At 65.3% G+C, this 21,552-nt stretch carries 21 protein-coding genes and 1 pseudogene; 13 read left to right on the forward strand and 9 right to left on the reverse strand.

Annotated elements, in window-relative coordinates:
* Nucleotide 1: 1 nt before the first annotated feature.
* The 4 genes and pseudogenes from AC2FLM_RS16900 to AC2FLM_RS16915 all read left to right on the forward strand — a co-directional run.
* Nucleotides 2-292 (forward strand): annotated as a pseudogene (locus tag AC2FLM_RS16900) (RNA-binding S4 domain-containing protein); the annotation flags it as partial.
* Between the two features lie 147 nt (nt 293-439).
* Nucleotides 440-778 (forward strand): ferredoxin FdxA, encoded by a 339-nt coding sequence (fdxA, locus tag AC2FLM_RS16905; protein WP_496859233.1) that lies wholly within the window; start codon nt 440-442, stop codon nt 776-778.
* 292 nt (nt 779-1,070) lie between these two features.
* Entirely contained in the window at nt 1,071-1,580 is a 510-nt protein-coding gene (locus tag AC2FLM_RS16910) for a CarD family transcriptional regulator (RefSeq protein ID WP_234144906.1), read from the forward strand.
* Nucleotides 1,581-1,695: 115 nt separating this feature from the next.
* Nucleotides 1,696-2,469, forward strand: a complete 774-nt coding sequence (locus AC2FLM_RS16915; protein ID WP_234169756.1) for an ion channel — start codon at nt 1,696-1,698, stop codon at nt 2,467-2,469.
* 11 nt (nt 2,470-2,480) lie between these two features.
* Here AC2FLM_RS16915 and cobS read toward each other — a convergent pair whose 3' ends face one another.
* A complete protein-coding gene (cobS, locus tag AC2FLM_RS16920) occupies nt 2,481-3,245 on the reverse strand; it encodes an adenosylcobinamide-GDP ribazoletransferase (protein ID WP_496859234.1) in 765 nt (254 codons plus the stop codon).
* Between the two features lie 78 nt (nt 3,246-3,323).
* On the opposite strand from cobS, the gene cobT reads away from it, so the two are divergent.
* Nucleotides 3,324-4,334 (forward strand): nicotinate-nucleotide--dimethylbenzimidazole phosphoribosyltransferase, encoded by a 1,011-nt coding sequence (gene cobT / locus AC2FLM_RS16925; protein ID WP_496859235.1) that lies wholly within the window; start codon nt 3,324-3,326, stop codon nt 4,332-4,334.
* Between the two features lie 27 nt (nt 4,335-4,361).
* Here the strand turns inward: cobT and AC2FLM_RS16930 are convergent, their stop codons facing one another.
* Both AC2FLM_RS16930 and AC2FLM_RS16935 read right to left on the reverse strand, forming a co-directional pair.
* The gene (locus AC2FLM_RS16930) at nt 4,362-6,242 is read right to left on the reverse strand and encodes a monovalent cation:proton antiporter-2 (CPA2) family protein (RefSeq protein WP_496859236.1); all 1,881 of its coding nucleotides are present in this window, start codon (nt 6,240-6,242) and stop codon (nt 4,362-4,364) included.
* 19 nt (nt 6,243-6,261) lie between these two features.
* Nucleotides 6,262-6,717: an Lrp/AsnC family transcriptional regulator gene (locus tag AC2FLM_RS16935; protein ID WP_164129369.1), complete on the reverse strand. Its 456-nt coding sequence runs from the start codon at nt 6,715-6,717 to the stop codon at nt 6,262-6,264.
* A gap of 144 nt (nt 6,718-6,861) precedes the next feature.
* On the opposite strand from AC2FLM_RS16935, the gene hppD reads away from it, so the two are divergent.
* A complete protein-coding gene (gene hppD, locus AC2FLM_RS16940) occupies nt 6,862-7,962 on the forward strand; it encodes a 4-hydroxyphenylpyruvate dioxygenase (protein ID WP_496859237.1) in 1,101 nt (366 codons plus the stop codon).
* 121 nt (nt 7,963-8,083) lie between these two features.
* On the opposite strand, the gene AC2FLM_RS16945 is transcribed toward hppD, so the two are convergent.
* Entirely contained in the window at nt 8,084-10,369 is a 2,286-nt protein-coding gene (locus AC2FLM_RS16945) for a hypothetical protein (RefSeq protein WP_496859238.1), read from the reverse strand.
* A gap of 167 nt (nt 10,370-10,536) precedes the next feature.
* Between AC2FLM_RS16945 and AC2FLM_RS16950 the strand changes: the two genes are divergently transcribed.
* Nucleotides 10,537-11,235 (forward strand): SIMPL domain-containing protein, encoded by a 699-nt coding sequence (locus tag AC2FLM_RS16950; RefSeq protein WP_496859239.1) that lies wholly within the window; start codon nt 10,537-10,539, stop codon nt 11,233-11,235.
* 95 nt (nt 11,236-11,330) lie between these two features.
* Entirely contained in the window at nt 11,331-12,548 is a 1,218-nt protein-coding gene (locus AC2FLM_RS16955; RefSeq protein WP_496859240.1) for an MFS transporter, read from the forward strand.
* Nucleotides 12,549-12,582: 34 nt separating this feature from the next.
* Here the strand turns inward: AC2FLM_RS16955 and AC2FLM_RS16960 are convergent, their stop codons facing one another.
* Nucleotides 12,583-13,875 carry an O-acetylhomoserine aminocarboxypropyltransferase/cysteine synthase family protein gene (locus AC2FLM_RS16960; protein ID WP_496859241.1) on the reverse strand — a complete coding sequence of 431 codons (1,293 nt, stop codon included), beginning with the start codon at nt 13,873-13,875 and terminating at the stop codon, nt 12,583-12,585.
* Nucleotides 13,876-14,079: 204 nt separating this feature from the next.
* A complete protein-coding gene (locus tag AC2FLM_RS16965; protein ID WP_496859242.1) occupies nt 14,080-14,478 on the reverse strand; it encodes a rhodanese-like domain-containing protein in 399 nt (132 codons plus the stop codon).
* A 114-nt stretch (nt 14,479-14,592) separates the two neighbouring features.
* On the opposite strand from AC2FLM_RS16965, the gene AC2FLM_RS16970 reads away from it, so the two are divergent.
* Complete coding sequence (locus AC2FLM_RS16970) at nt 14,593-15,639, forward strand: aldo/keto reductase (protein ID WP_496859243.1); 1,047 nt, start codon at nt 14,593-14,595, stop codon at nt 15,637-15,639.
* Nucleotides 15,640-15,721: 82 nt separating this feature from the next.
* On the opposite strand, the gene AC2FLM_RS16975 is transcribed toward AC2FLM_RS16970, so the two are convergent.
* Nucleotides 15,722-16,708, reverse strand: a complete 987-nt coding sequence (locus AC2FLM_RS16975) for a GlxA family transcriptional regulator (protein ID WP_496859244.1) — start codon at nt 16,706-16,708, stop codon at nt 15,722-15,724.
* 133 nt (nt 16,709-16,841) lie between these two features.
* Between AC2FLM_RS16975 and bcoG the strand changes: the two genes are divergently transcribed.
* From bcoG to AC2FLM_RS16995, 4 genes are read left to right on the forward strand one after another with little or no spacing between them, the layout of a single operon-like run.
* Entirely contained in the window at nt 16,842-17,759 is a 918-nt protein-coding gene (bcoG, locus tag AC2FLM_RS16980; protein WP_234137907.1) for a 3-dehydrocarnitine:acetyl-CoA trimethylamine transferase BcoG, read from the forward strand.
* A complete protein-coding gene (locus tag AC2FLM_RS16985) occupies nt 17,756-18,301 on the forward strand; it encodes a lipocalin family protein (protein WP_496859245.1) in 546 nt (181 codons plus the stop codon). Before bcoG ends, AC2FLM_RS16985 begins: the two co-directional genes overlap by 4 nt.
* A 34-nt stretch (nt 18,302-18,335) precedes the next feature.
* Nucleotides 18,336-19,799 carry a carnitine 3-dehydrogenase gene (locus AC2FLM_RS16990; RefSeq protein ID WP_496859246.1) on the forward strand — a complete coding sequence of 488 codons (1,464 nt, stop codon included), beginning with the start codon at nt 18,336-18,338 and terminating at the stop codon, nt 19,797-19,799.
* Complete coding sequence (locus AC2FLM_RS16995) at nt 19,796-20,557, forward strand: SDR family oxidoreductase (protein WP_496859247.1); 762 nt, start codon at nt 19,796-19,798, stop codon at nt 20,555-20,557. The genes AC2FLM_RS16990 and AC2FLM_RS16995 overlap by 4 nt, the downstream gene beginning before the upstream one ends.
* A gap of 149 nt (nt 20,558-20,706) precedes the next feature.
* Here AC2FLM_RS16995 and AC2FLM_RS17000 read toward each other — a convergent pair whose 3' ends face one another.
* Complete coding sequence (locus tag AC2FLM_RS17000) at nt 20,707-21,273, reverse strand: hemerythrin domain-containing protein (RefSeq protein WP_234184002.1); 567 nt, start codon at nt 21,271-21,273, stop codon at nt 20,707-20,709.
* Nucleotides 21,274-21,345: 72 nt separating this feature from the next.
* Nucleotides 21,346-21,528, reverse strand: coding sequence for a hypothetical protein (locus AC2FLM_RS17005; protein WP_234144922.1), 183 nt, complete (start codon nt 21,526-21,528; stop codon nt 21,346-21,348).
* Nucleotides 21,529-21,552: the final 24 nt, after the last annotated feature.

Below are 21,552 nucleotides of genomic sequence, written 5' to 3' on the forward strand. Positions count from 1 at the left end.
CATGACAGAGGCGCCGACCCGGCTGCGCATCGACAAATGGCTCTGGCACGCGCGTTTCTTCAAGACGCGCGGGCTGGCGGCCGAGGCGGCCGGATCGGGGCGTATCCGTGTCAATGGCAATCGCGTCTCGAAACCGGCGCATGCGGTGGGGCCGGGGGATGTGCTGACCTTTGGCCAGGGCCGCCAGGTTCGGGTGATCCGGGTCGAGGCGCTGGGTACACGGCGTGGCCCGGCGCCCGAGGCGCAAACGCTGTATACCGATCTGGACGCGGAGCGGAACGATGCTCCTCCCGCCGAAGCCTGACCGGAACGCTGTCGCGTCTCACCCGCCTGCGGCGGGATGCCCGGCCTTTCCGGACACCGCCAGGGGCGATCCTCCCTTGAAGAACACGCCACTCTGATTTAGCTAGTCGGGCAACGAACCAGTGGAATTCAGCTCATGACCTATGTCGTCACCGAAAACTGCATCGCCTGCAAATACACCGACTGTGTCGAGGTATGTCCGGTGGACTGTTTCTACGAGGGCGAGAACACGCTGGTCATCCATCCCGACGAATGCATCGATTGCGGCGTGTGCGAACCCGAATGCCCCGCTGACGCGATCCGCCCCGATACCGAGCCGGGGATGGAGCAATGGGTGGAGTTCAACCGCAAGTATTCCGAGATTTGGCCGGTCATCGTGACCAAGAAAGACCCGCTGCCCGACGCCGAAGAGCGTGACGGCGAGTCCGGCAAGATGGAGAAGTATTTCTCCGAGGCGCCCGGCGAAGGTGGCTGACACATCGCGCCGATTCGCGTGCGAATCCCGGTTCGGGACACACCGGATCGCGCCAAAGCCCTGATCGCAAAGGGTGAATGGGCCTTTGTGATGTCTCTCCCTTTCCGGGGGGCTAATTTTATGGTATATTCCCTTTGTACATGATGCCAATGATCGGGATGAGCGCCAAAAGCTGGCTCGCTTTTGGGCAATAGCGTTTGTGATGAAACTTAGCGACTCGCGGGGGCTGGGGTTCCCGAGTGTCGATTTTTTTGTCGCGGCGATCCCGGTCAGCAACCAAGGAAAGACCTGAATGACCAAGTCGAAAAAGCTCGAGTTCCGCCCGAACGATTATGTGGTCTACCCGGCGCATGGCGTCGGCCAGATCATTTCGATCGAAGAGCAGGAAGTCGCCGGGTTCAAGCTCGAGCTGTTCGTGATTTCCTTTGAAAAGGACAAGATGACCCTGCGGGTGCCCACCAACAAGATCACTGAATCCGGCCTGCGCTCGCTCAGCTCGCCGGACGTGATCAGCCAGGCGATGAAAACGCTCAAGGGCAAGGCCAAGGTCAAGCGCGCGATGTGGTCGCGCCGGGCGCAGGAATACGAGCAAAAGATCAACTCGGGCGACCTGATCTCGATCGCCGAGGTGGTCCGCGACCTGCACCGCACCGACGACCAGCGCGAGCAGTCCTATTCCGAACGTCAGCTCTACGAGGCGGCGCTGGAGCGTCTGACGCGTGAAGTTGCTGCCGTGTCGGGCGCCGATGAGATGGCCGCCGCCAAGCAGGTCGACGATGTGCTGACCTCGCGCGCGGCCTGACGCCGGATGCGACATTTTGCGGGCCGTCCCCTTGGGGGCGGCCCGTTTTTTTGCGCGGCATTTGCAGGCGTAGGGTACTAGGCTGACGACAGATCGGTCAGGACAGAGAGGGCAGATGCATACGGTCAAGGCAGCGGTCCGCAAACTCTATGTCGGGCGGGAACCGGGGTCGGTTAGGTTCCGCTATGGGCTGATCCTGTTCGACCTGTCGACCATCCTCTTTTTCATCGCGACCGCGCATCTGCCGCATGGCCGGCTGTTGACCGCGCTGAGCGTGGTGATCGGGCTCGTCATCCTGTGCGACTTCAGCGCGCGATTGTGGATTGCCAGGCAAAAGCGCGAGTTTCTGACCCGCATCTATACCATTGCCGATATCATCGTGATCCTGTCGCTGCTGCTGGATCCGTTCCTGACCCAGAGCCTCGCCTTTCTGCGCATCCTGCGCGGGCTGCGGCTGATCCACTCCTATCATCTGCTGCACGACCTCAGGCGTGACAGTCAATTCTTCCGCACCCATGAGGATGCCATTGTGGCGGCGGTCAATCTCTTGGTCTTCATCTTTCTGACCACGATGGCGGTGCTGGTTTTCTTCATCCCGCCGGGCAGCCGCGAGACCCCCTATATCGACGCGCTCTATTTCACCATGGCGACGCTGACCACCACCGGGTTCGGCGACATCACCCTGCCGACCCCGGCGGGCAAGCTGTTTTCGGTCTTTGTCATGGTGGTGGGCGTGGCGCTGTTCGTGCGTCTGGCGCAGGCGATCTTTTCCCCGCAGAAGGTGCGCTATCGCTGTCCGGATTGCGGCCTGTTCCGGCATGACCCGGATGCGGTGCATTGCAAGCATTGCGGCGGTTTGCTGAATATCGAGACGGGTGGGGCCGGGTAGGGCGGGGATGTCTAAAGCGCGGCTGACAGCGCCAGCAGGCAAGTGATCTCGGCCAGTTGCTGCGCGGCGCCCAGAATGTCACCGGTCTGGCCGCCGATCTTGGCACGCGCCAGTGCCGCAAGACCCGTCACCGCCAGCGCCGCCAGCAGCGCCGGGATCAGCACCGCCCAGCCGACCAGCAAGAGCGCCAGTACCGCCGCCAGCCCAAGGCCGAGCACCACCGCTTGTGGCGTCGGGCGCCCCACCGACTGGCTGAGGCCCGCGCCGCGCGCATTGGGCAGGACCCGCATCAGCACCGGCATCAGCGCCCGCGACCAGACCGCCGCCGCCACCGCCGCGCCAAACGCACCTCCCGCGACCAGTGCCGCCAGCGCCGCCAGTCGCAACCCCTGTGACAGGATCAGCGCCAGCACGCCATAGGTGCCGATATGGCTGTCCTTCATGATCTCCAGCCGCCGCTCGGGCGTGAAGCCGCCCCAGAGCCCGTCGGCGGTATCGGCCAACCCGTCCTCGTGCATGGCGCCGGTGGTCATCACCAGCACCACCAGCATCAGCCCGGCCACAGCGACCGGCGCCAGCCCGGCGGCAAGTGCCAGCGCGCCGGTGACCCAGGCCAGCCCTCCAACCACCAGCCCCGCCAGCGGAAAGGCCCAGACGGCAGCGGCCTGCCGGGCAAAGGCGGGTTCGGGCAGGGCGGGCAGCGGCAGGCGGGTCAGCAACACCAGCGCCAGCAAAGGATCCCGGGGTGAAATGGCCGCAATGTCGTTTTTGCGCATCTCTCCGCCTTTCAAGGTCTTGTCGTGTCGGGTGCATTGGTTAAACACGGGCGGACCCAAGATGCAAAGAGGCTTTCCATGCTGCCAGCGCTTACCGATCTCGCCCAGTTCCGCGACCTGCTGACCTCGGCGCCCGGTCCCGATACCGCCGCCCGCGCTGGCGCCGAAGAGCGCAACGGTCAATTGACCAAACCGCCCGGTGCGCTGGGGCGGCTCGAGGATCTGGCGATCTGGTATGCGGGCTGGCGCGGCGATGCCCGGCCCCGGATCGAGGCGCCGCAGGTCATCGTCTTTGCCGGCAATCACGGGGTGACGGCACAGGGCGTTTCGGCCTTTCCGGCCGAGGTCACGGTGCAGATGGTGATGAATTTCGAACATGGCGGTGCGGCCATCAACCAGCTCGCGCGCGCTGCCGGGGCGCGCATGGATGTGCATGCGCTGGAGCTGGACCGCCCGACGCAGGATTTCACCCAAGGTCCGGCGATGGACGAGGCGGAACTGCTGGCCGCGCTGCAATGCGGCTGGGCCGCCGTCGATCCGGCGGCGGATCTGCTGGTGGTGGGCGAGATGGGCATCGGCAACACCACCCCGGCGGCGGCCATCGCGCATGCGCTGTTCGGGGGCGCGGCGGGCGACTGGACCGGGCGCGGTACCGGGGTTGACGATGTCGGGCTGGCCAACAAGACCCGCGTCGTGGCCGAGGGCGTTGCCCTGCATGCCAGCCGCGACGGGCTGGAGGTGTTGCGTTGCCTGGGCGGGCGCGAGATCGCCGCCATGGCGGGCGCCATCGCCGCCGCGCGTCAGCTGCGCATTCCGGTGATCCTGGACGGGTTCATCTGCACGGCGGCGGCAGCGACGCTTGCGGCGGTTGCGGCGCATGCGCTGGATCACACCGTCGCGGGACATCAGAGCGGCGAGGGCGCGCATAAGGCGCTTCTGGAGAAGCTGGGCAAAGAGGCGCTGCTTTCGCTGGGGCTGCGGCTGGGCGAGGGCTCGGGCGGGGCGCTGGCGATCAATATCCTGAAAAGCGCCGTGGACTGCCATTCCGGCATGGCCACCTTTGCCGAGGCCGGCGTTTCCGACGGCTGAACGCCGCTCTGCCGACCCTTGCGTGGATCAGGCAGAGCGTCGCTCTGCCAGTTCCTCGCTCAACTCCATCAGCGCTGTCTCAAGGTCCTTTTGCAGCGCCTGCGAGCGCTCCACATAGGCTGTGTTCTCGGCGGTGGGTATGTTCGGGTCCCAGACCTCTGCCAGATCACGCACCGCCTTGCGGTCGTGCTGATAAAAGGTCTGCGCTGCCTGTGCTGCCTCGTATTCGCTGAGGCCGACATTCTCCAGTACATAGCGCCCGGCGCGGACCGAACTGTCGAACATCTCGCGCACGATGTCGTCGGCCCCGGCGCGGTAAAGCTCATAGACATGGTTGCGGTCGCGCGCGCGGGCGATGATATGCAGGTCGGGGCGCTGGCGCCGGGCATAAGCCACAAGCTTGGTGACCTGATTGTCATCATCCAGCGCCGCCACCAGCACCTGCGCCTTGGCCAGTCCCGCCGCCTTGAGCAACTCGGGCCGGGTCGGGTCGCCCAGAAACCCCTTGACGCCAAAGCGCCGCATCAGCTGGATCGTCTCCATGTCGTGGTCCAGCACGATGGTCTTGAACCCGCTGGCGGTGACCAGCCGGTTGACGATCTGGCCAAACCGACCAATGCCCGCGATGATCACCGGCCCCTGTTCGTCGATTGTGTCGGGCGCATGGGTCGGGGCATGCTCGCGCATGTTGCGTGACAACAGGTCGTAAAGGATGAACAGAAGCGGCGTGATCATCATGGTCAGTGCGATGATCATCAGCAGTTTCTGTGACAGATGCGCCGGGATCACGTTCTGCTGGGTGGAAAAGGCCAGCAGGACAAAGCCGAACTCGCCCGCCTGCGCCAGCCCCAGCGTGAACAGCCAGCGGTCGCGGCCCTTGAGCTTGAACGCGCGCCCAACGATATAGAGGATGACCCCCTTGAACAGGATCACCAGCAGCGCCAGCCCGATCAGATCGAGCGGATCGGCCAGGAAGAAGCCGACATCGATCCCGGCGCCCACGGTGATGAAGAACAGGCCCAGCAGCAGGCCCTTGAACGGTTCCAGATCGCTTTCCATCTCGTGCCGGAATTCCGAGTTGGCCAGCACCACGCCGGCCAGAAAGGCACCAAGCGCGGGCGACAGGCCCACCAGCGTCATCAGGAACGAAATACCCACCACGATCATCAGCGCCAGCGCGGTATACATCTCGCGCAGGCGGCTGGCATGGATGAAGCGGAACAGGGGCCGGGTCAGGTAGATGCCCGCCAGCACCACGAAGACGACGGCGCCGATGGTGACCAGTGTCACCGCCCAGCCGGGCAGCCCCTCGACCAGCGACAGGCTGGCCTCGTGCCCCGAGCCCGTTTGATGCGCGCGGTTGATCGACCCGTCGCCTGCGAAATGCGCCACCGGCGCGCTGGCCAGCAGCGGTAGAAAGGCGAGGATCGGGATAACCGCGATATCCTGCGTCAACAGGACCGAGAAGGTCGCCCGCCCGCCATTGGTCTGCATCAGCCCCTTTTCCGACAGCGTCTGCAACACGATGGCAGTCGAGCTGAGCGACAAGGTCAGGCCCACGGCCAGCGCCACGCTCCAGGGTTGGCCCGCCACCATCGCGATCACCATGATCGCCAGCGTCGAGACCCCGACCTGAAGCCCGCCGAGCCCCAGCAGCTTGTCTCGCATGTCCCAGAGCGCGCGCGGCTCCAGCTCCAGCCCGATCAGGAACAGCATCATGACAACGCCGAATTCGGCCACATGTTGCAGATCGGCGGTTTCGGCGCCGACCAGCCCCAGAACCGGCCCGATGATCAGCCCCGCCGCCAGATAGCCCAGAACCGAGCCAAGGCCCAGACGGGCCGCCAACGGCACGGCGATGACGGCCGCCGCCAGGTAGATCGTCGCCTGATACAGAAAGCTTTCCATCTCTCTCCCTTGTGCCGCCTCAGGTCGGCAGTGGTGCGTCGCGCTTCAACTGGTCCATCACGATCTGGCTCTGCACCCGGGCCACCGCCGGATGCGGCAGGATCACCTCGTGCAGCAGCCGATTCAGAGCAGGCAAATCGGCGCAATAGACATGCAGCAGATAATCCGCTTCGCCGGTCATCGTCCATGCGCTTGTGATCTCCGGGCGGGAATTCACCATCCGGGCGAATTTGGCCGATTGTTCCGGCCCATGCGTGCCAAGATGCACCTGGATGAAGCCCTGGACATGCAGGCCCAGTTTCAGCGGGTCGAGCTTTGCGGCATAGCCGGTGATGTAGCCCTCGGCCTCCAGCCGCTGGCGCCGGCGGCCCGCCTGGCTGCTGGACAGGTGCAGCATCTCGCCCAGCTGCTGGGCTGTCAGATGCGCGTCCTTTTGCAGGGCATCGAGCAGGCGCAGATCCATCGAATCCAACATGTGCGCGTTTTCCTCGTTTTCTTTGATTTTAGTGCGAATTTCGCGCGCGTAAACGATGGAAGGCCAAAAACAATGCGCAGAATCAGCGTGGCTGAAGTCGTATTCTCGACTCAGCAAATGTTTCGCCGCATCAGGAGACGCACCATGGGTCCTTTCCCGCATAACGCCCCGAAATCCGAAATCACCCCCGAAAACCCCGCCGGTACCGACGGGTTCGAATTTGTCGAATTCGCCCATCCCGAGCCGCAGGTGCTGCGCGACCTGTTCGCGCAGATGGGGTTCAACATGGTCGCCCGCCACAAGGACAAGCCCGGTATCGAGCTGTGGCAGCAGGGGGATGTCACCTATATCCTGAACGCCGAAAAGGGCACGTTTGCTGAAAAATTCATCGAATTGCATGGTCCCTGCGCCCCCTCGATGGGCTGGCGCGTGGTGGATGCGCAGGCGGCCTTCGATCATGCGGTCAAGATGGGCGCCGAACCCTATGAGGGCGACGACAAGACCATGAACGTGCCCGCGATCAAGGGCATCGGCGGCTCGCTGCTCTATTTCATCGATCAGTATTACGACACCTCGCCCTATAATACCGAGTTCGAGTGGCTGAAGCAGTCGAAGCCGCGCGGCGACGGGTTCTTCTATCTCGATCACCTGACCCACAATGTCTTCAAGGGCAACATGGACAAGTGGTTCAAGTTCTACGGCGACCTGTTCAACTTCCGCGAAATCCGCTTCTTTGACATCCAGGGCAAGTTCACCGGGCTTTACAGCCGGGCGCTGACCTCGCCCTGTGGCCGCATCCGTATCCCGATCAATGAAGACCGCGGCGAGACCGGCCAGATCGTGAGCTACCTGAAGAAATACAATGGCGAAGGCATCCAGCACATCGCTGTGGGCACCGACGACATCTACGACTCGGTGGATGCCATCGCGGCCAAGGGGCTGAAATTCATGCCCGGCCCGAACGAGGCCTATTACGACATGTCCTATGACCGGGTTACGGGCCATGACGAGCCCAAGGACCGGATGATGGAACACGGCATCCTGATCGACGGCGAAGGCGTGGTGGATGGCGGTGAAACCAAGATCCTGCTGCAAATCTTCTCGAAGACCGTGATCGGGCCGATCTTTTTCGAATTCATCCAGCGCAAGGGTGACGATGGCTTCGGTGAGGGCAACTTCAAGGCACTGTTCGAAAGCATCGAGCGCGAACAGATCGAAAGCGGCGAGATCGAAGCCGCCGAATAAGGTAGCGGGGAAAGGGGGGCTCTGCCCCCCGATGACAAAATTCGACGAATTTTGTCCTCTCCCCCCGGAGTATTTTGAGCGAAATGAAGGGCGGGGCCGGAAGGCTTCGCCTTTCCTGGTCTCAGCCGCTGGGGATGCGCAGGGTCAGGTTGCGCGAGCCCTTCTGATAGCGCAATTCGCTGTCGCCGATGGCGGTGATGCGGCCACCGTCGATACTGTCGCCGACCTTGACCTTCTTGTAGCGGCCCGAGGGCAGGCGGACCAGCGCGCGGCGATTGGCGGGCGTGCCGTAGACGCCGATCAGGTTCAGGTTGCGCAGGTTGATCGCGTTGTCGAGCGTGGCCTGACGTGCGACCGACGTGGGCGAGGGCGCCTTGGGTTTCACGGTGGCGGCGGCGAAACTGCCGCTGTCATCGGCGTCGGCGCTGCGGTTCAACCCGGCGGTCGAGCCGAGATTGCTGCTGGATGCGGCGGCGGCGGCGGCCAGTTTCTCGGGACGCAGGCGAGGTTTGCGGGCCGTGGCCACTGCCAGCGGGCTGACGGCCTGGGCGCCATCCTCGGCGGCTTCGTCCTGCAGGGCGGCCAGTTGCTCTTGCAGCGATGCGGGACGTGCCTTGGGCCGCAGGCCGGCCAGTTCGCTCAGCGAGCGGCCCCCGAATTGCGACCGCTCGGACTGTTCCACCAGATCGCCGGGGCGGAGTTTGGGGCGCACGCTGGCCAGTCGCTGCTGGGCCACGTCTACCTCGGGTGGGGCTTCGAACCGGACCGGCGGGGCCGGTGGCACCTTGGACGGCCGGCCCGCATAGACCAGGACCCCATCGGGGTTGACCGTGCCATCGGGCGTCGCCTCTACCAGACCGCGCGGGTCCAGATCGAAGCTTTGGCCGGGGGTGGCCGAGGGGGCGCTGCCATCGGGCGCGGCATCGGTGTCGAACCCTGCGACAGGCGGCAAGGCAACCGCATCCTGAAACAGGTCGGTGCGGTCGATGGAGGCGACAAAGAGATCGTTCAATCCGATCAGCCCGGGAACCTCGGGCGGTTCCGGCGCCTCGGACAGAGCAAGCTCCACGGCTTCGGTGCCGCTGGGTTCGGGTTCGTAATCCAGATCCTCGACCTGTTGCGGCTCGACGCGCAGCGCCTCGAGTACGGCACTGTCAGTGCCGCTCAGGCCGGGCAGTTCGGGCGCGTCCTGCGGAGCGACCAGATCCTCGGGGTCCTCGTCGATCGAGGCCGGTGCCTGCGGGACGGCCTGTTCCGGCGTGGCGTCGGATGCTGTCCCGGCCGTTGGCGCTTCGATCGCGGCGGCGGGTGGGGTGGCCAACGGATCGGGATCGCGGAACAGCCCGGTCAGGCCACCTTCGGTAAACAGTGATGCAAAGGCGGCGACGGCTGCGAGAAACAGCAGCAGGCCCACCGTCAGGATCACGCCAAGATAGCGCGGCTTGCCACCGATACCGCCGCTGCGCGCGCCGAAGATGGTCAGCCGCTCGGCCTCTGTCCGGGGCACTTGGTCGGGGCGCTCGGCAGCGGCAAAGGCGGTGACCGGCATCTCTTCGGTCACCGGGCGTGGTGCATCCGACGGAGGGGCACGGTGCGAGGTGAAACCGGTCTCGACCGCGGTTTCGGCATCGGGCGGCATCGGCGCGCTTTCGGCCGGCGGCACGGGGGGCACATCGGTTTCGAAGGGCGGCGGAGCCTCTTGATCAGGGGGGTGCGTTGGCGTGGCAACGACGGGCGGTGTGGTTGCGGTCTCGGTCTCGGCCGGTTCGGTGTCCGGTTTGGCGCGTCGGCTGGAAAAGCTGATCGCCGGAGCGGCGGGTGCTTCGACGGTGGGCGGGGCAGGAGGCTCGGTATCGGGAAACACTGCCGGGCCGATCACCACAACCGCGATGCCGTCAGGCTCTACCGCCTCGTCACCAACCAAGTCGCGGGTGGTGCTGGCGGGGCCGAAGAAAGGTTCGCCCAAAAAGGAATTGTCGCCCGGAACCGCGACAAAGCTGACCGGGTTGAACCCGTGTTCGGTGGCAAAGGCCTCGGCCTCGTCCAGCGTCTCGCGGGCAACGGCGGCCACATGGGTCACCTCGCCGTCGGGCGAGGTGTCATAGGTCAGTTCGTCCAGCTCATAGGGGGTGGCGGCGGCGACCTCCTGTTCGATCAGGGCATGGCGGGTTTCGCCCTTGAACGGGCCGGTCTCGACGGACAGATAGCGGATCTGCTCGTTGGGCAGGATCAGCTTGCACTGCAGATCCGGTTCCAGCCGCAACGCATCCTTGCGCAAGCCGCGCAGCGCCGCCGCCAGATCGGGTGCGTCCAGCGCGACCGCGCCCACCTTTCGCCAGCCACCGGCGGCGCGATGCAAGAGCGTGATCCCCTCGAAGGAAAGCGACAGCGCAAAGGCGGGTTTCATGTGACCTGTCTAACCGTTCCTGAATGGCTTGGGGCCCCCACTGGCGAGCGCCACGGCGCGACATTAAAGCAGAGATTTGCCGAGGGAAAGAATTACTCCGGTTTTCCCCTTGTCGCGCGACATGCCGCCACCCCATCTTTGATGGCGAGGATAGCAGGAGAACATAAATGAGAACATTGATTTTTCTGGTGGCGGCCTTGCTTTTCGCGGCCGTCGGGCTGGCCCGCGCGGATGAGCAACCCGGCCATATCACCGTGACGGGGATCGGCACCGTGGAAACGGTGCCCGACATGGCGGTGATCACCCTGGGCGTCACCCACGAGGCCAAAGAGGCGCGCGCGGCGCTGCTGGCCACGTCGGAAGCGGTGCAGCAGGTCTTTGACCGGCTGGCCGAGATGGGTATCGAGGCGCGCGACATGCAGACCAGCGACCTGTCGCTGTCGCCGGTCTGGTCCAACCGCGCCTCGAGCAGCGAGCCGCCGAAGATCACCGGCTTTCAGGCCTCGAACCGGGTGACGGTGCGGGTGCGTGACCTGGCGGCGCTGGGCGGTATCCTGGACGCGGTGGTCAGCGACGGGGCCAACACGTTCAACGGGCTGGAATTCGGCGTCAAGGACCCCAAGCCGCTGCGCGACCAGGCGCGCGCCAAGGCGGTGGCGGATGCGCAGGACCGCGCCCGGCAACTGGCCGAGGCGGCGGGGGTCGAACTGGGCCGGGTGGTGTCGATCTCGGAACAGTCCCATGACCCGCAGCCGCGCCCGATGATGCGTATGGCGGCCATGGCCGAGTCCATGGATGTGCCGGTTGCCGGTGGTGAAATCGGGCTGAGCGGCAGCGTCACCATGGTGTTCGAGATCCGGCAATGAGCCGCTTTGCGGGCGGCCTGCCGCCCGCATCGACCCTGCATTGACCATGGCGCAGGGTCGCGCCACTCTGTCCCGAACCTGACTCGGAGACTGTGATGGCCGCGCCGCTGGTAATCCGAAATCGCAACTTTCGACTGCTCTTCACCGCGGGCGCCCTGACCAATCTGGGTGACGGGGTGCTGGTGCTTGCGCTGCCCTGGCTGGCGGCGCTGATGACGCGGGATGCGGTGGCGATTGCCGCCGTGGCGGCGGCGGCGCGGCTGCCCTGGCTGCTCTTTGCCCTGCCTGCGGGCGTGATCATCGACCGCAGCGACCGGCGCAAGCTGATCGCGCGGGCCGATCTGATGCGGGCGGGCATCGTGCTGTCCATCCTGCTTTTGGCCTTGGGGGAACCGGCGCCGGGCGCGATCTGGGCGCTGGCGGGGCTGGCCTTTCTGCTGGGTTCGGCCGAGGTGCTGCGCGACAATGCCGCCCAGACCATCCTGCCAGCGCTGGTTGATGCGCAGGATCTGGAGGCCGCAAATGGCCAGCTCTGGAGCACCGAGCAGTTGACGGGCCAGTTCATCGGCCCGCCGCTGGCCGGCGTGCTGATCTCGGCCGGGATCGCGGTGCCCTTTGGCCTGGATGTGGCGGTTCTGGTGCTGGCCGCCGGTCTGGTCTGGCTGATCTCGCTGCCACCGCAGGTGCCCAGCCGGGCGCGGTTCCGTCAGGCATTGGCCGAGGGTATCGCCTTCATGCGCGGCGACGCGCTTCTGTTGCGGCTGGCGGTGGTGCTGGGACTGGCCAATTTCATCGCCATGGCCACGATCACAGTGCAGGTCCTCTTCGCGCAAGAGGTGCTGGGCCTCGGGCCCTCGCAGTACGGGCTGGTGCTGTCGGCGGGCGCGGTGGGCGCGATCTGCGGTAGCCTGCTGGCGCCGCGCGCCATGCGACTGATCGGCACGCAAGCCTGCCTGTTCCTGTCGATCGCTGTCTGGGGCGTGGGCTATGCCAGCATCGGCCTGTCGAACAGCGGCTGGATGATGGGTCTGGCGCTGACGGCGATCATGGCGGCGGCGATGCTGTGGAACGTGATCACCGTATCCTGGCGGCAACGGCGCATCCCGCCCGCCATGCTGGGCCGCGTGAATAGCATCTATCGTTTCTTCGGCTGGGGCTCGATGCCGCTGGGGGCGCTGGCAGGCGGCGCGGTGGTGGCGCTGGCCGAACAGCAGATGAGCCGCGAACTTGCGCTGCGCGCGCCCTTCCTGTTGGCGGGCCTGTGCTGCCTGGCGCTGCTGGCCTATGCTCTGGCGCGGCTGCGGCTGGAATGAAAAGGGCGGCCGCTGAGGGCCGCCCCGCTTCCGGTCAGTCGGTGGCCTTGGCCAGCGCCTGATCCAGATCGGCGATCAGATCGTCGGCATCCTCGATCCCGATCGAGACGCGCACCACGTTCGGCCCGGCGCCCGCCGCTTCCTGCTGCTCGGGTGTCAGCTGGCGGTGTGTGGTCGAGGCCGAATGGATGATCAGCGAGCGCGCGTCGCCCAGGTTGGCCACATGGCTGAAGATCTCGAGCGCATTGACCAGCTTGACGCAGGCCTCGTAGCCGCCCTTGACCGCAAAGGTGAAGAGCCCGCCAGCGCCCTTGGGATAGCAGCGCTCTGCCCGTTCGGCATAGGGCGAGGAGGGCAGGCCGGCATAGGTGACATAATCGACGCGCGGATCGGCCTCGAGCCAGGCGGCGACCTTCTTTGCGTTCTCGACATGGCGTTGCATGCGCAGGCTCAGCGTCTCGATCCCCATCAGCGTGTAATGGGCGGCCTGCGGGTTCATCGTCATCCCGAGGTCGCGCAGCCCGATGGCAATGCCGTGGAAGGTATAGGCGAGCGGGCCAAAAGTCTCGTGGAACTTGAGCCCGTGATAGGCCGGTTCCGGCGCGCTGAGCGAGGGGAACTTGTCACTGGCCGACCAGTCGAAACGGCCGGAATCGACAACGCAGCCGCCGGTGACGGTGCCGTTGCCGGTCAGGTATTTGGTGGTGGAATGCACCACCAGCGAGGCGCCATGTTCGAACGGGCGGCACAGATAGGGGGTGGCGCTGGTATTGTCGATGATCAGCGGCACGCCGGCGGCATCGGCTACATCGGCCACCGCGCGGATATCGGTCACATAGCCGCCCGGATTGGCGATAGATTCGCCGAATACCGCGCGGGTATTGTCATCGATGGCCTCGCGCAGCGCGTCGAGATCGTCGAAATCGACGAACTTGGCCGACCAGCCGAACCGTTTGATGGTCTGGCTGAACTGGGTCACGGTGCCGCCATAAAGCCGGGTCGAGGCCACCACGTTGCAGCCCGGCTGCATCAGCGGGAACAGCGCCATGATCTGCGCCGCGTGGCCCGAGGAACAGCAGACCGCACCGACACCACCCTCGAGCGTGGCGATACGTTCCTGCAATACGGCCACGGTGGGGTTGGTCAGGCGGGAATAGATGTAACCCACCTCTTGCAGGTTGAAGAGGGCTGCGGCGTGATCGGCATCGCGGAACACATAGGCCGTGGTCTGATAGATCGGCGTCTGCCGCGCGCCGGTGGCCGGGTCGGGCCTGCTGCCGGCGTGGATCTGCAAGGTGTCGAAGCCGTAGCTGGGGGTATCGGACATGGGTGGGGTCTCCCTTTGGAAAAGTCTTGCAGCGATCTCTAAGCGATGCGCGCGCGCCAGACAACATTGGCCCGCATGCGGCGGGAGCGGGACCAAGGATTTCCTGAAATCCTTGTCCACAGGATTTTGGAAAATCCTGTGCAAGCGCCTGGAACAGGCGCTTGGTCAAAGTGTCTTTCGACACTTTGGATCGTTGCCGTGCGCTCAGGTCTTTTCGGCGACGGGGCCGTCCTGTTTCACCCATTCGGTGAAACCGCCTTCGAGATGCATGACCGGGGCAAGGCCCATCCCCTGCGCGGCCTGGGCCGCCAGCGCCGAACGCCAGGCGCTCGCGCAGTAGAACACGTAAGTCTTGTCCTGGTTGAAGACGGGTTTGTGATAGGGGCTGTCCGGGTCGATCCAGAATTCCAGCATACCACGCGGGCAGGAAAAGGCACCCGGGATCATGCCGCTGCGCTGCACTTCGCGAATATCGCGCAGATCGACGAACACATGATCCGGATCGTCATAGAGCGCCTTGGCCTCGGCCACCGGCAGGGTTGCGACCCGCGCGTTGGCCTCTGCCAGCAAGGTCTTGATTCCCTTTGTGATCTTCTGTGCCATTATCTGCCCCTCCGATTGTCGCTCAGGCTGGCGCAAATGGTGACAAAGCTCAAGAGGGGTTGCCGCCGTGTGTCCCTCCGCTAGGGTCTGGCGCGGACAAGAGGGAGCCGAGACATGAAAACGAGACCGCTGGGCCGCACCGGCATCGAGGTAAGTACGCTGTGCCTGGGCACCATGACCTTTGGCAGCCAGACAAGCGAGGCCGACAGCCATGCCCAGATCGAGCGCGCCCTGGCCGCCGGGATCACCTTTGTCGATACCGCCGAGATGTATCCGGTGAACCCGGTCCGCAAGGAAACCGTCGGCCGCAGCGAAGAGATCATCGGCAGTTGGAACCGGGCCAACCCGGCCCGGCGCGGCGACTTTGTACTTGCGACCAAGCATTCCGGCGCGGGTATGGCACATTTCCGCGATGGTGCGCCGATCTCGGGTCAGACCATTGCCGCGGCGGTCGAGGGCTCGCTGAAACGGCTGGGGACCGATCATATCGACCTTTATCAATTCCACTGGCCCAATCGCGGCAGCTACATGTTTCGGCAGAACTGGCGCTATGACCCGTCGGGGCAGGATGCGGGTTCGGTGCTGGAGAACATGACCGATTGCCTTGAGGCGCTGCAACGCGAGGTCGATCGCGGCACCATCCGCGCCTTTGGTCTGTCGAACGAAAGCGCCTGGGGGACCGCGCAATGGCTGCGGCTGGCCGAGGCCGGGCACGGGCCGCGGGTCGCATCGGTACAGAACGAATACTCGCTGCTTTGCCGCCTCTACGATACCGACATGGCCGAGCTGAGCGTGAACGAGGATGTGGGGCTGATGGCCTTTTCACCGCTTGCGGCGGGGTTCCTGACCGGCAAGTATCAGCGCGGTGCGGTGCCCGAGGGCTCGCGCATGTCGCTGGTGCCTGAGATGGGCGGACGCAAATCCGAGCGGGTGTTCGATGCGGTCGACGCCTATCTGGACATTGCCCGCCGGCACGGGATCGACCCGGTGCATATGGCGCTGGCCTGGTGTCGGACCCGGCCCTTCATGATGTCAGCGATCTTTGGGGCCACCACCCTGGCGCAACTCGATCATGTGCTGGCCGGTGCCGATCTGACCCTGTCGGATGAGATTCTGGACGAGATCGCGCGCGCCCACAAGGCGCATCCGATGCCCTATTGAGCGGGGCGGGGGCGCTGCCCCCGGCCTACAAAATTCGTCGAATTTTGTAGGCTCCCCCGGAGTATTTGTTGCGGAATGAAGATCAGGGTGCGGCGGGCTGGGCGCGGGCCTGTCGCAGATCGCGCGCGGATTGGCCGTGTTGGGTGCGAAAGGCGCGGGCAAAGCTCGATTGCGAGGTAAAGCCGGTGGCCTGTGCCACTTCCATCAGCGGCATGTCGGTGTCGGTCACCAGCCGTCGTGCCTCGGCCAGGCGCAGTTGCAGGTAGTGATCCTGTGGCGTGGTCCCCAGCCTCAGGCGGAACTGTTGTTGCAGCGTGCGCGGGCTGGTGCCCAGGGTCTCGGCGATTTCGGTCAGCGACAGCGGCTCGTCCAGTGCCGCCTCCATCAGCGCATTGGCCCGCGCGGTCAGCTTGTTGTGGCGGTGCGGGGCGCCGGTGCGGCGCTGCGGGGTGCCGGGCTGAGGCGCGCCCTCGTAAAGGAACAGCCCGGCCACCCGCGCGGCAAAGCCCGCGCCGTGGCGCGCGGCGATGATATGCAGCATCATCTCGATCGCGGGCATCGCCCCGCCCGAGGTGAGCCGTGTGCCCGAGACGGCAAAGCGGTCGTGGCGCACGTCGATCGCCGGGAACCGGCTGGCGAAATTGTCCAGATCCTCCCAATGAGTGGTGGCGGCGTGACCGTCGAGCAGGCCGGCCTCGGCCAAGAGCCACGGGCCGCCGTCGATCCCGGCCAGCGTGGCGCCGCTCGCCGCGATCCGGCGCAGCCCGGCGAGCAGGCTGGGCGTGGCGTGGCGTGCCAACTGGAACCCTGCCACCACGATCAGCAGATCGCAGGTTTCGAGCCGCGCCAGCGGCAGGCCGGGCACCATCAACCCGCAGGTCAGCCGTGCGGGCGCGTCGGTTGCGGTGACATAGTCCCAGTCGAAGGCATGGCGGTCGGCCAGCCGGTTGGCGGCGCGCATCGGATCCACCGCGGCGGCAAAACTGAGCGTGTTGCAATCGTCCAGCACCAGAAGCGCGCATTTCAGCGCGCGGTGTTCCGGCTGGAGAATGTTTTTTGCGGATTTCATCAAGTTCGATTCGCATTCTGGCAAGTGGTCGCCGCAAGGCTGCGCCAGAGTCGCACACAACGCAAATCGGAATCCGGGGACAAATCTGGGGACAACCCCGGGGAGAAACCGGTAAAAACAAGGGAAAACCGACATGCCTCTGGAAATGAACCGCGAGGTCTTCATCACCTGCGCCGTCACCGGCTCGGGCGGCACCCAGGATCGCAGCCCGCATGTGCCGCGCAGCCCCAAGCAGATCGCCGAGAGCGCGATTGCGGCGGCCAAGGCGGGGGCGGCGGTGGTGCATTGCCATGTGCGCGACCCCGAGACGGGGGCGCCTTCGCGCCGGCTGGACCTGTATCGCGAGGTGACCGACCGTATCCGCGATGCCGAGGTCGATGTGGTGCTGAACCTGACCGCCGGCATGGGTGGTGACATGATATTCGGCGATGTCGAAAACCCGCTGCCGCTGCGTGAAAAGGGCACCGACATGGTCGGCGCCACCGAGCGCGTGGCGCATGTGGCCGAATGCCTGCCCGAGATCTGCACGCTCGACTGCGGCACCATGAACTTTGCCGAGGCCGATTACGTGATGACCAACACGCCCGGTATGCTGACCGCCATGGGCCGGATGATGACCGAACTGGGCGTCAAGCCCGAGATCGAGGCGTTTGACACCGGCCACCTGTGGTATGCCAAGCAACTGGTCAAGGATGGCGTGCTGGACGGGCCGGCTCTGGTGCAGCTCTGCATGGGTGTGCCATGGGGCGCGCCCGATGACCTCAATACCTTCATGGCGATGGTCAACAACGTGCCCGACGACTGGACCTTCAGCGCCTTCTCTTTGGGGCGCAACCAGATGGCCTATGCCGCGGCGTCGGTGCTGGCGGGGGGCAACGTGCGCGTCGGGCTCGAGGATAACCTCTGGCTCGACAAGGGCGTGCTGGCCGAGAACTGGCAACTGGTTGAACGGGCCGCGGGCATCGTGTCGAACATGGGCGCGCGGGTGATCGGGCCGCAGGAGGTGCGCGAAAAGCTGGGCCTGGTGAAACGCGCACCGGTGGCGAAGTGACCCGGCTGGCGGCGGCGTTTGCGGCTGTCTTCGCCCTTGCCGCGTCTGTGGCAGGGGCCGAGACCTATCGCGACCGCTCGGTCGAGATCAACGCGGTGCCGGCGCTGGACATCGACCGCTATCTTGGCCGCTGGTACGAGATCGCGCGCTTTCCCAACCGGTTCGAAGAGGGCTGCGTCGGTGTCACCGCCGATTATGCCCTGCGCGACGACGGGAAGGTGACTGTGATCAACACCTGCCGCAAGGGCGCGCTCGACGGGCCGGTGACCACGGCTGAAGGTGTGGCGCGGGTCGAGGGGCCGGGCAAGCTGTCGGTCACCTTCGTGCCCTGGCTGCCCTTTGCGCGCGGCGACTACTGGGTTCTCTATATCGACGAGGGCTACACCGTTGCCGCCATCGGCACCCCGCGCGGCAAGACGGGTTGGATCCTGGCGCGCGAGCCCCGGATCGGCGCCGACATGCGCGCCCGGGCCGAGGCGGCGCTGACCGCCAGTGGCTATGACACGAGCAAACTGATCGACGTGGCGCAAGACCCGCGTTGAAACACGGAACATGGACAAAGAAGGAGAGGCCGTCATGACAACGGCTGCAATCATCGGTGGCGGCGTGATCGGCGGCGGCTGGGCCGCGCGCTTTCTGCTCAACGGCTGGGATGTTCGGGTGTTCGACCCCGACCCGCAAGCCGAACGCAAGATCGGCGAGGTGCTGGCCAATGCCCGCCGTTCGCTGCCCGGTCTCAGCGACATGCCGCTGCCGCCCGAGGGCAAGCTCAGCTTTCACACCGATCTGGCTGAGGCGGTGGCAGGGGCCGCGTGGATCCAGGAGAGCGTGCCCGAGCGGCTGGACCTCAAGCTCAAGGTCTATCGTTCGATCCAGGAGGCCTGCGATCCGGATGCGATCCTTGGCTCCTCGACCTCTGGCTTCAAGCCTAGCGAATTGCAGGAGGGCGCGCTGCGCCCCGGTCAGATCGTGGTGACGCACCCGTTCAACCCGGTCTACCTGCTGCCGCTGATCGAATTGGTGACGACGCCGGAAAACAGCCCCGAGATGATCGAGCGCGCCAAGGAGATCATGCGCGGACTGGGTCAGTTCCCGCTGCATGTGCGCAAGGAGATCGACGCCCATATCGCCGACCGCTTTCTGGAGGCCGTCTGGCGCGAGGCGCTGTGGCTGGTCAAGGACGGCATCGCCACCACCGAAGAGATCGATGAGGCGATCCGCATGGGGTTCGGCATCCGCTGGGCGCAGATGGGCCTGTTCGAGACCTATCGCGTGGCGGGCGGCGAGGCGGGGATGAAGCATTTCATGGCGCAGTTCGGCCCCTGCCTCAGCTGGCCCTGGACCAAGCTGATGGATGTGCCCGAATTCACCGATGAGCTGGTCGACCTGATCGCGGGCCAGTCGGATGCGCAATCGGGGCACCATACGATCCGCGAACTGGAACGCATCCGCGACAACAACCTTGTCGGCATGATGCGGGCGCTCAAGGCGCAGAACTGGGGTGCGGGTGCGGTGCTGAACACGCATGACGCGGCGTTGAAGCCCAAGGCGCTGCCCGATCTGGAGACCGCCGACCTGAGCCAGCCGATCCTGACCTTGTCGCGCGCGGTGCCGCTCGACTGGACCGATTACAACGGCCACATGACCGAGTCGAAATACCTGGAGGCCTTTGCCAATTCCACCGACCGGTTCATGGAGATCCTCGGCTGCGACGCCGACTACATCGCCAATGGCGGCAGCTATTTCACCGCAGAAACCCATATCCGCCATCTGGACGAGACTCACGCAGGCGCGCGGATCCGGGTCGAAACCCAGATGTTGCTGGGGCAGGGCAAGAAGCTGCACCTGTTCCATCGCATGTACGAGGGCGACAAGCTCTTGGCCACCGGTGAGAGCTTCCTGCTGCATGTGAGCCTGGAAACCCGCAAACCCTGCGCGCCTTCGCCCGCGATCGAGGCCGCCATGGCCCGCATCGCAGAGGCGCAGGCGGGCCTGCCGTACCCCGAAGGCGCGGGCAGCGCGATCCGGAAACCGGCATGAGCGCGCGCGTTCTGATCACCGCTGGTGCCGGCGGCATCGGCCGCGCCATGGCCGAGGCCTTTGACGCGGCGGGGGCGCAGGTCTGGATCGCGGATGTGGACCAGGCGGCGCTGGCCGCCTGTCCCGCCCACTGGCGGCAGAGTGTGGTCGATGTGGCGGATGAGGCCTCGGTCGCGGCGCTCTTTGCCGACATCGAGGCCGACTGGGGCGGGCTTGATACGCTCTGTTCCAATGCGGGGATCGCCGGGCCTACCGCGCTTGTCGAGGATATGCCGCTCGACGGCTGGCGCGCCTGTATCGCCGTCAATCTCGACGGTGCATTTCTATGTGCCAAATACGCCGCCCCGTTGCTGAAACGGCAGGGCGCGGGCAGCATCGTCATCACCTCTTCCACCGCCGGGCAATACGGTTTTCCCTATCGCGGGCCCTATGCGGCGGCGAAATGGGGGGTGATCGGCCTGGCCAAGACGCTGGCAATGGAACTGGGCCCGCACGGGGTCCGCTGCAACGTGATCTGTCCCGGTTCGGTCGAAGGACCGCGGATGGAGGGCGTGCTGGCGCGCGAGGCGGCCGCCAAGGGCATGACCCGCGATCAGGTCTATGCGGGTTACGCCTCGGGCACCTCGATGGGCCGCTTCGTCGAAGCGGCGGACATCGCCAACATGGCGGTGTTTCTGGGGTCTGACGCGGCGCGGCTGGTGTCGGGGCAGGTGATTGCGGTCGATGGCCATACGGTGAACCCCGACCCCAAGGTCTGACCGGGGCGCACCGGCGCAACCGCGCGGGGACAAGGTTTGGCACAAACCTTGTGGACACGATTTCTTTGAAATCGTGCGACCGTCGCGCCTTGCGGAGAGGCCATCGGGTACAAGGACCACATGTTGGTCCCCAACCACGGTTTCCATGGCTACCCCAGAGTGTCGGCGCCGTGTTTCAGGATGATCGGTACGATCAGGTCCTCTTCATCCTCAAGATGGCGGCCGATCATCCGCTCCAGATCACCCAACCCAGTCAGCAGCGCCCCGGCGCTGGTGCGGGCGTCTGGGCCATTGGCCGCCTGGATCGCCCCATTGGCCTGTTCCACGAACCGGTTCAGCAGCCCGTCCAGCGCATGGTGGTCCGCGTCCAACAGGTCGAACCCCGTCTCGATACGGCGGTCCTTGGTCCTGAGCAGGGGAAAATAGTGCTGGTCCTCGATCTGGTGATGCCCATGCAACTGGTTCACGAACATGCCGCCATAGCGCGCGATGCCCTGCGCGAACCGTGCCGCGTCCCGCTCGGCATCCAGGAAGGCGCGCGTCTCGGCCTGCATATGCGCCATGATCTGGCGGAACATCATATGGCGCTCCAGCCAGAAACTGACCAGACCGTGAAAGTTGGGATCGGCCTGCCAACTCTCGCGCGGATGCGCCTCAAGCAGCACCCGCAGCGCCTCGGGGAGGCCTGTCCTGTTATCGAAATGAAAACTGTTCATGTCGGCCGATATAGACCATCTGCCGAAAGCCGGTAGCCTTTCGACGGATTCGCGACCGAGAAATAATCAGGTCTAGCTCTGGTTGGCGCCGCGCATCTGGCGGATCGCACGGCGTACCGCCTGCCAGCTCTGCGCCTCGTCCTGATTGCCCAGGGCCTTGCAGTGCTGCTCTTTCTGTGCTGCTTCGGCCTCGGCCTTGTCACCATGCGCGGCATAGAGCGCACGGGCATATTCTGCGGTCTGGATGGTGTCCATTCGGGGCTCCTCCATAAGCGGTTA

Source organism: Ruegeria sp. SAZD011 (assembly GCF_059612545.1).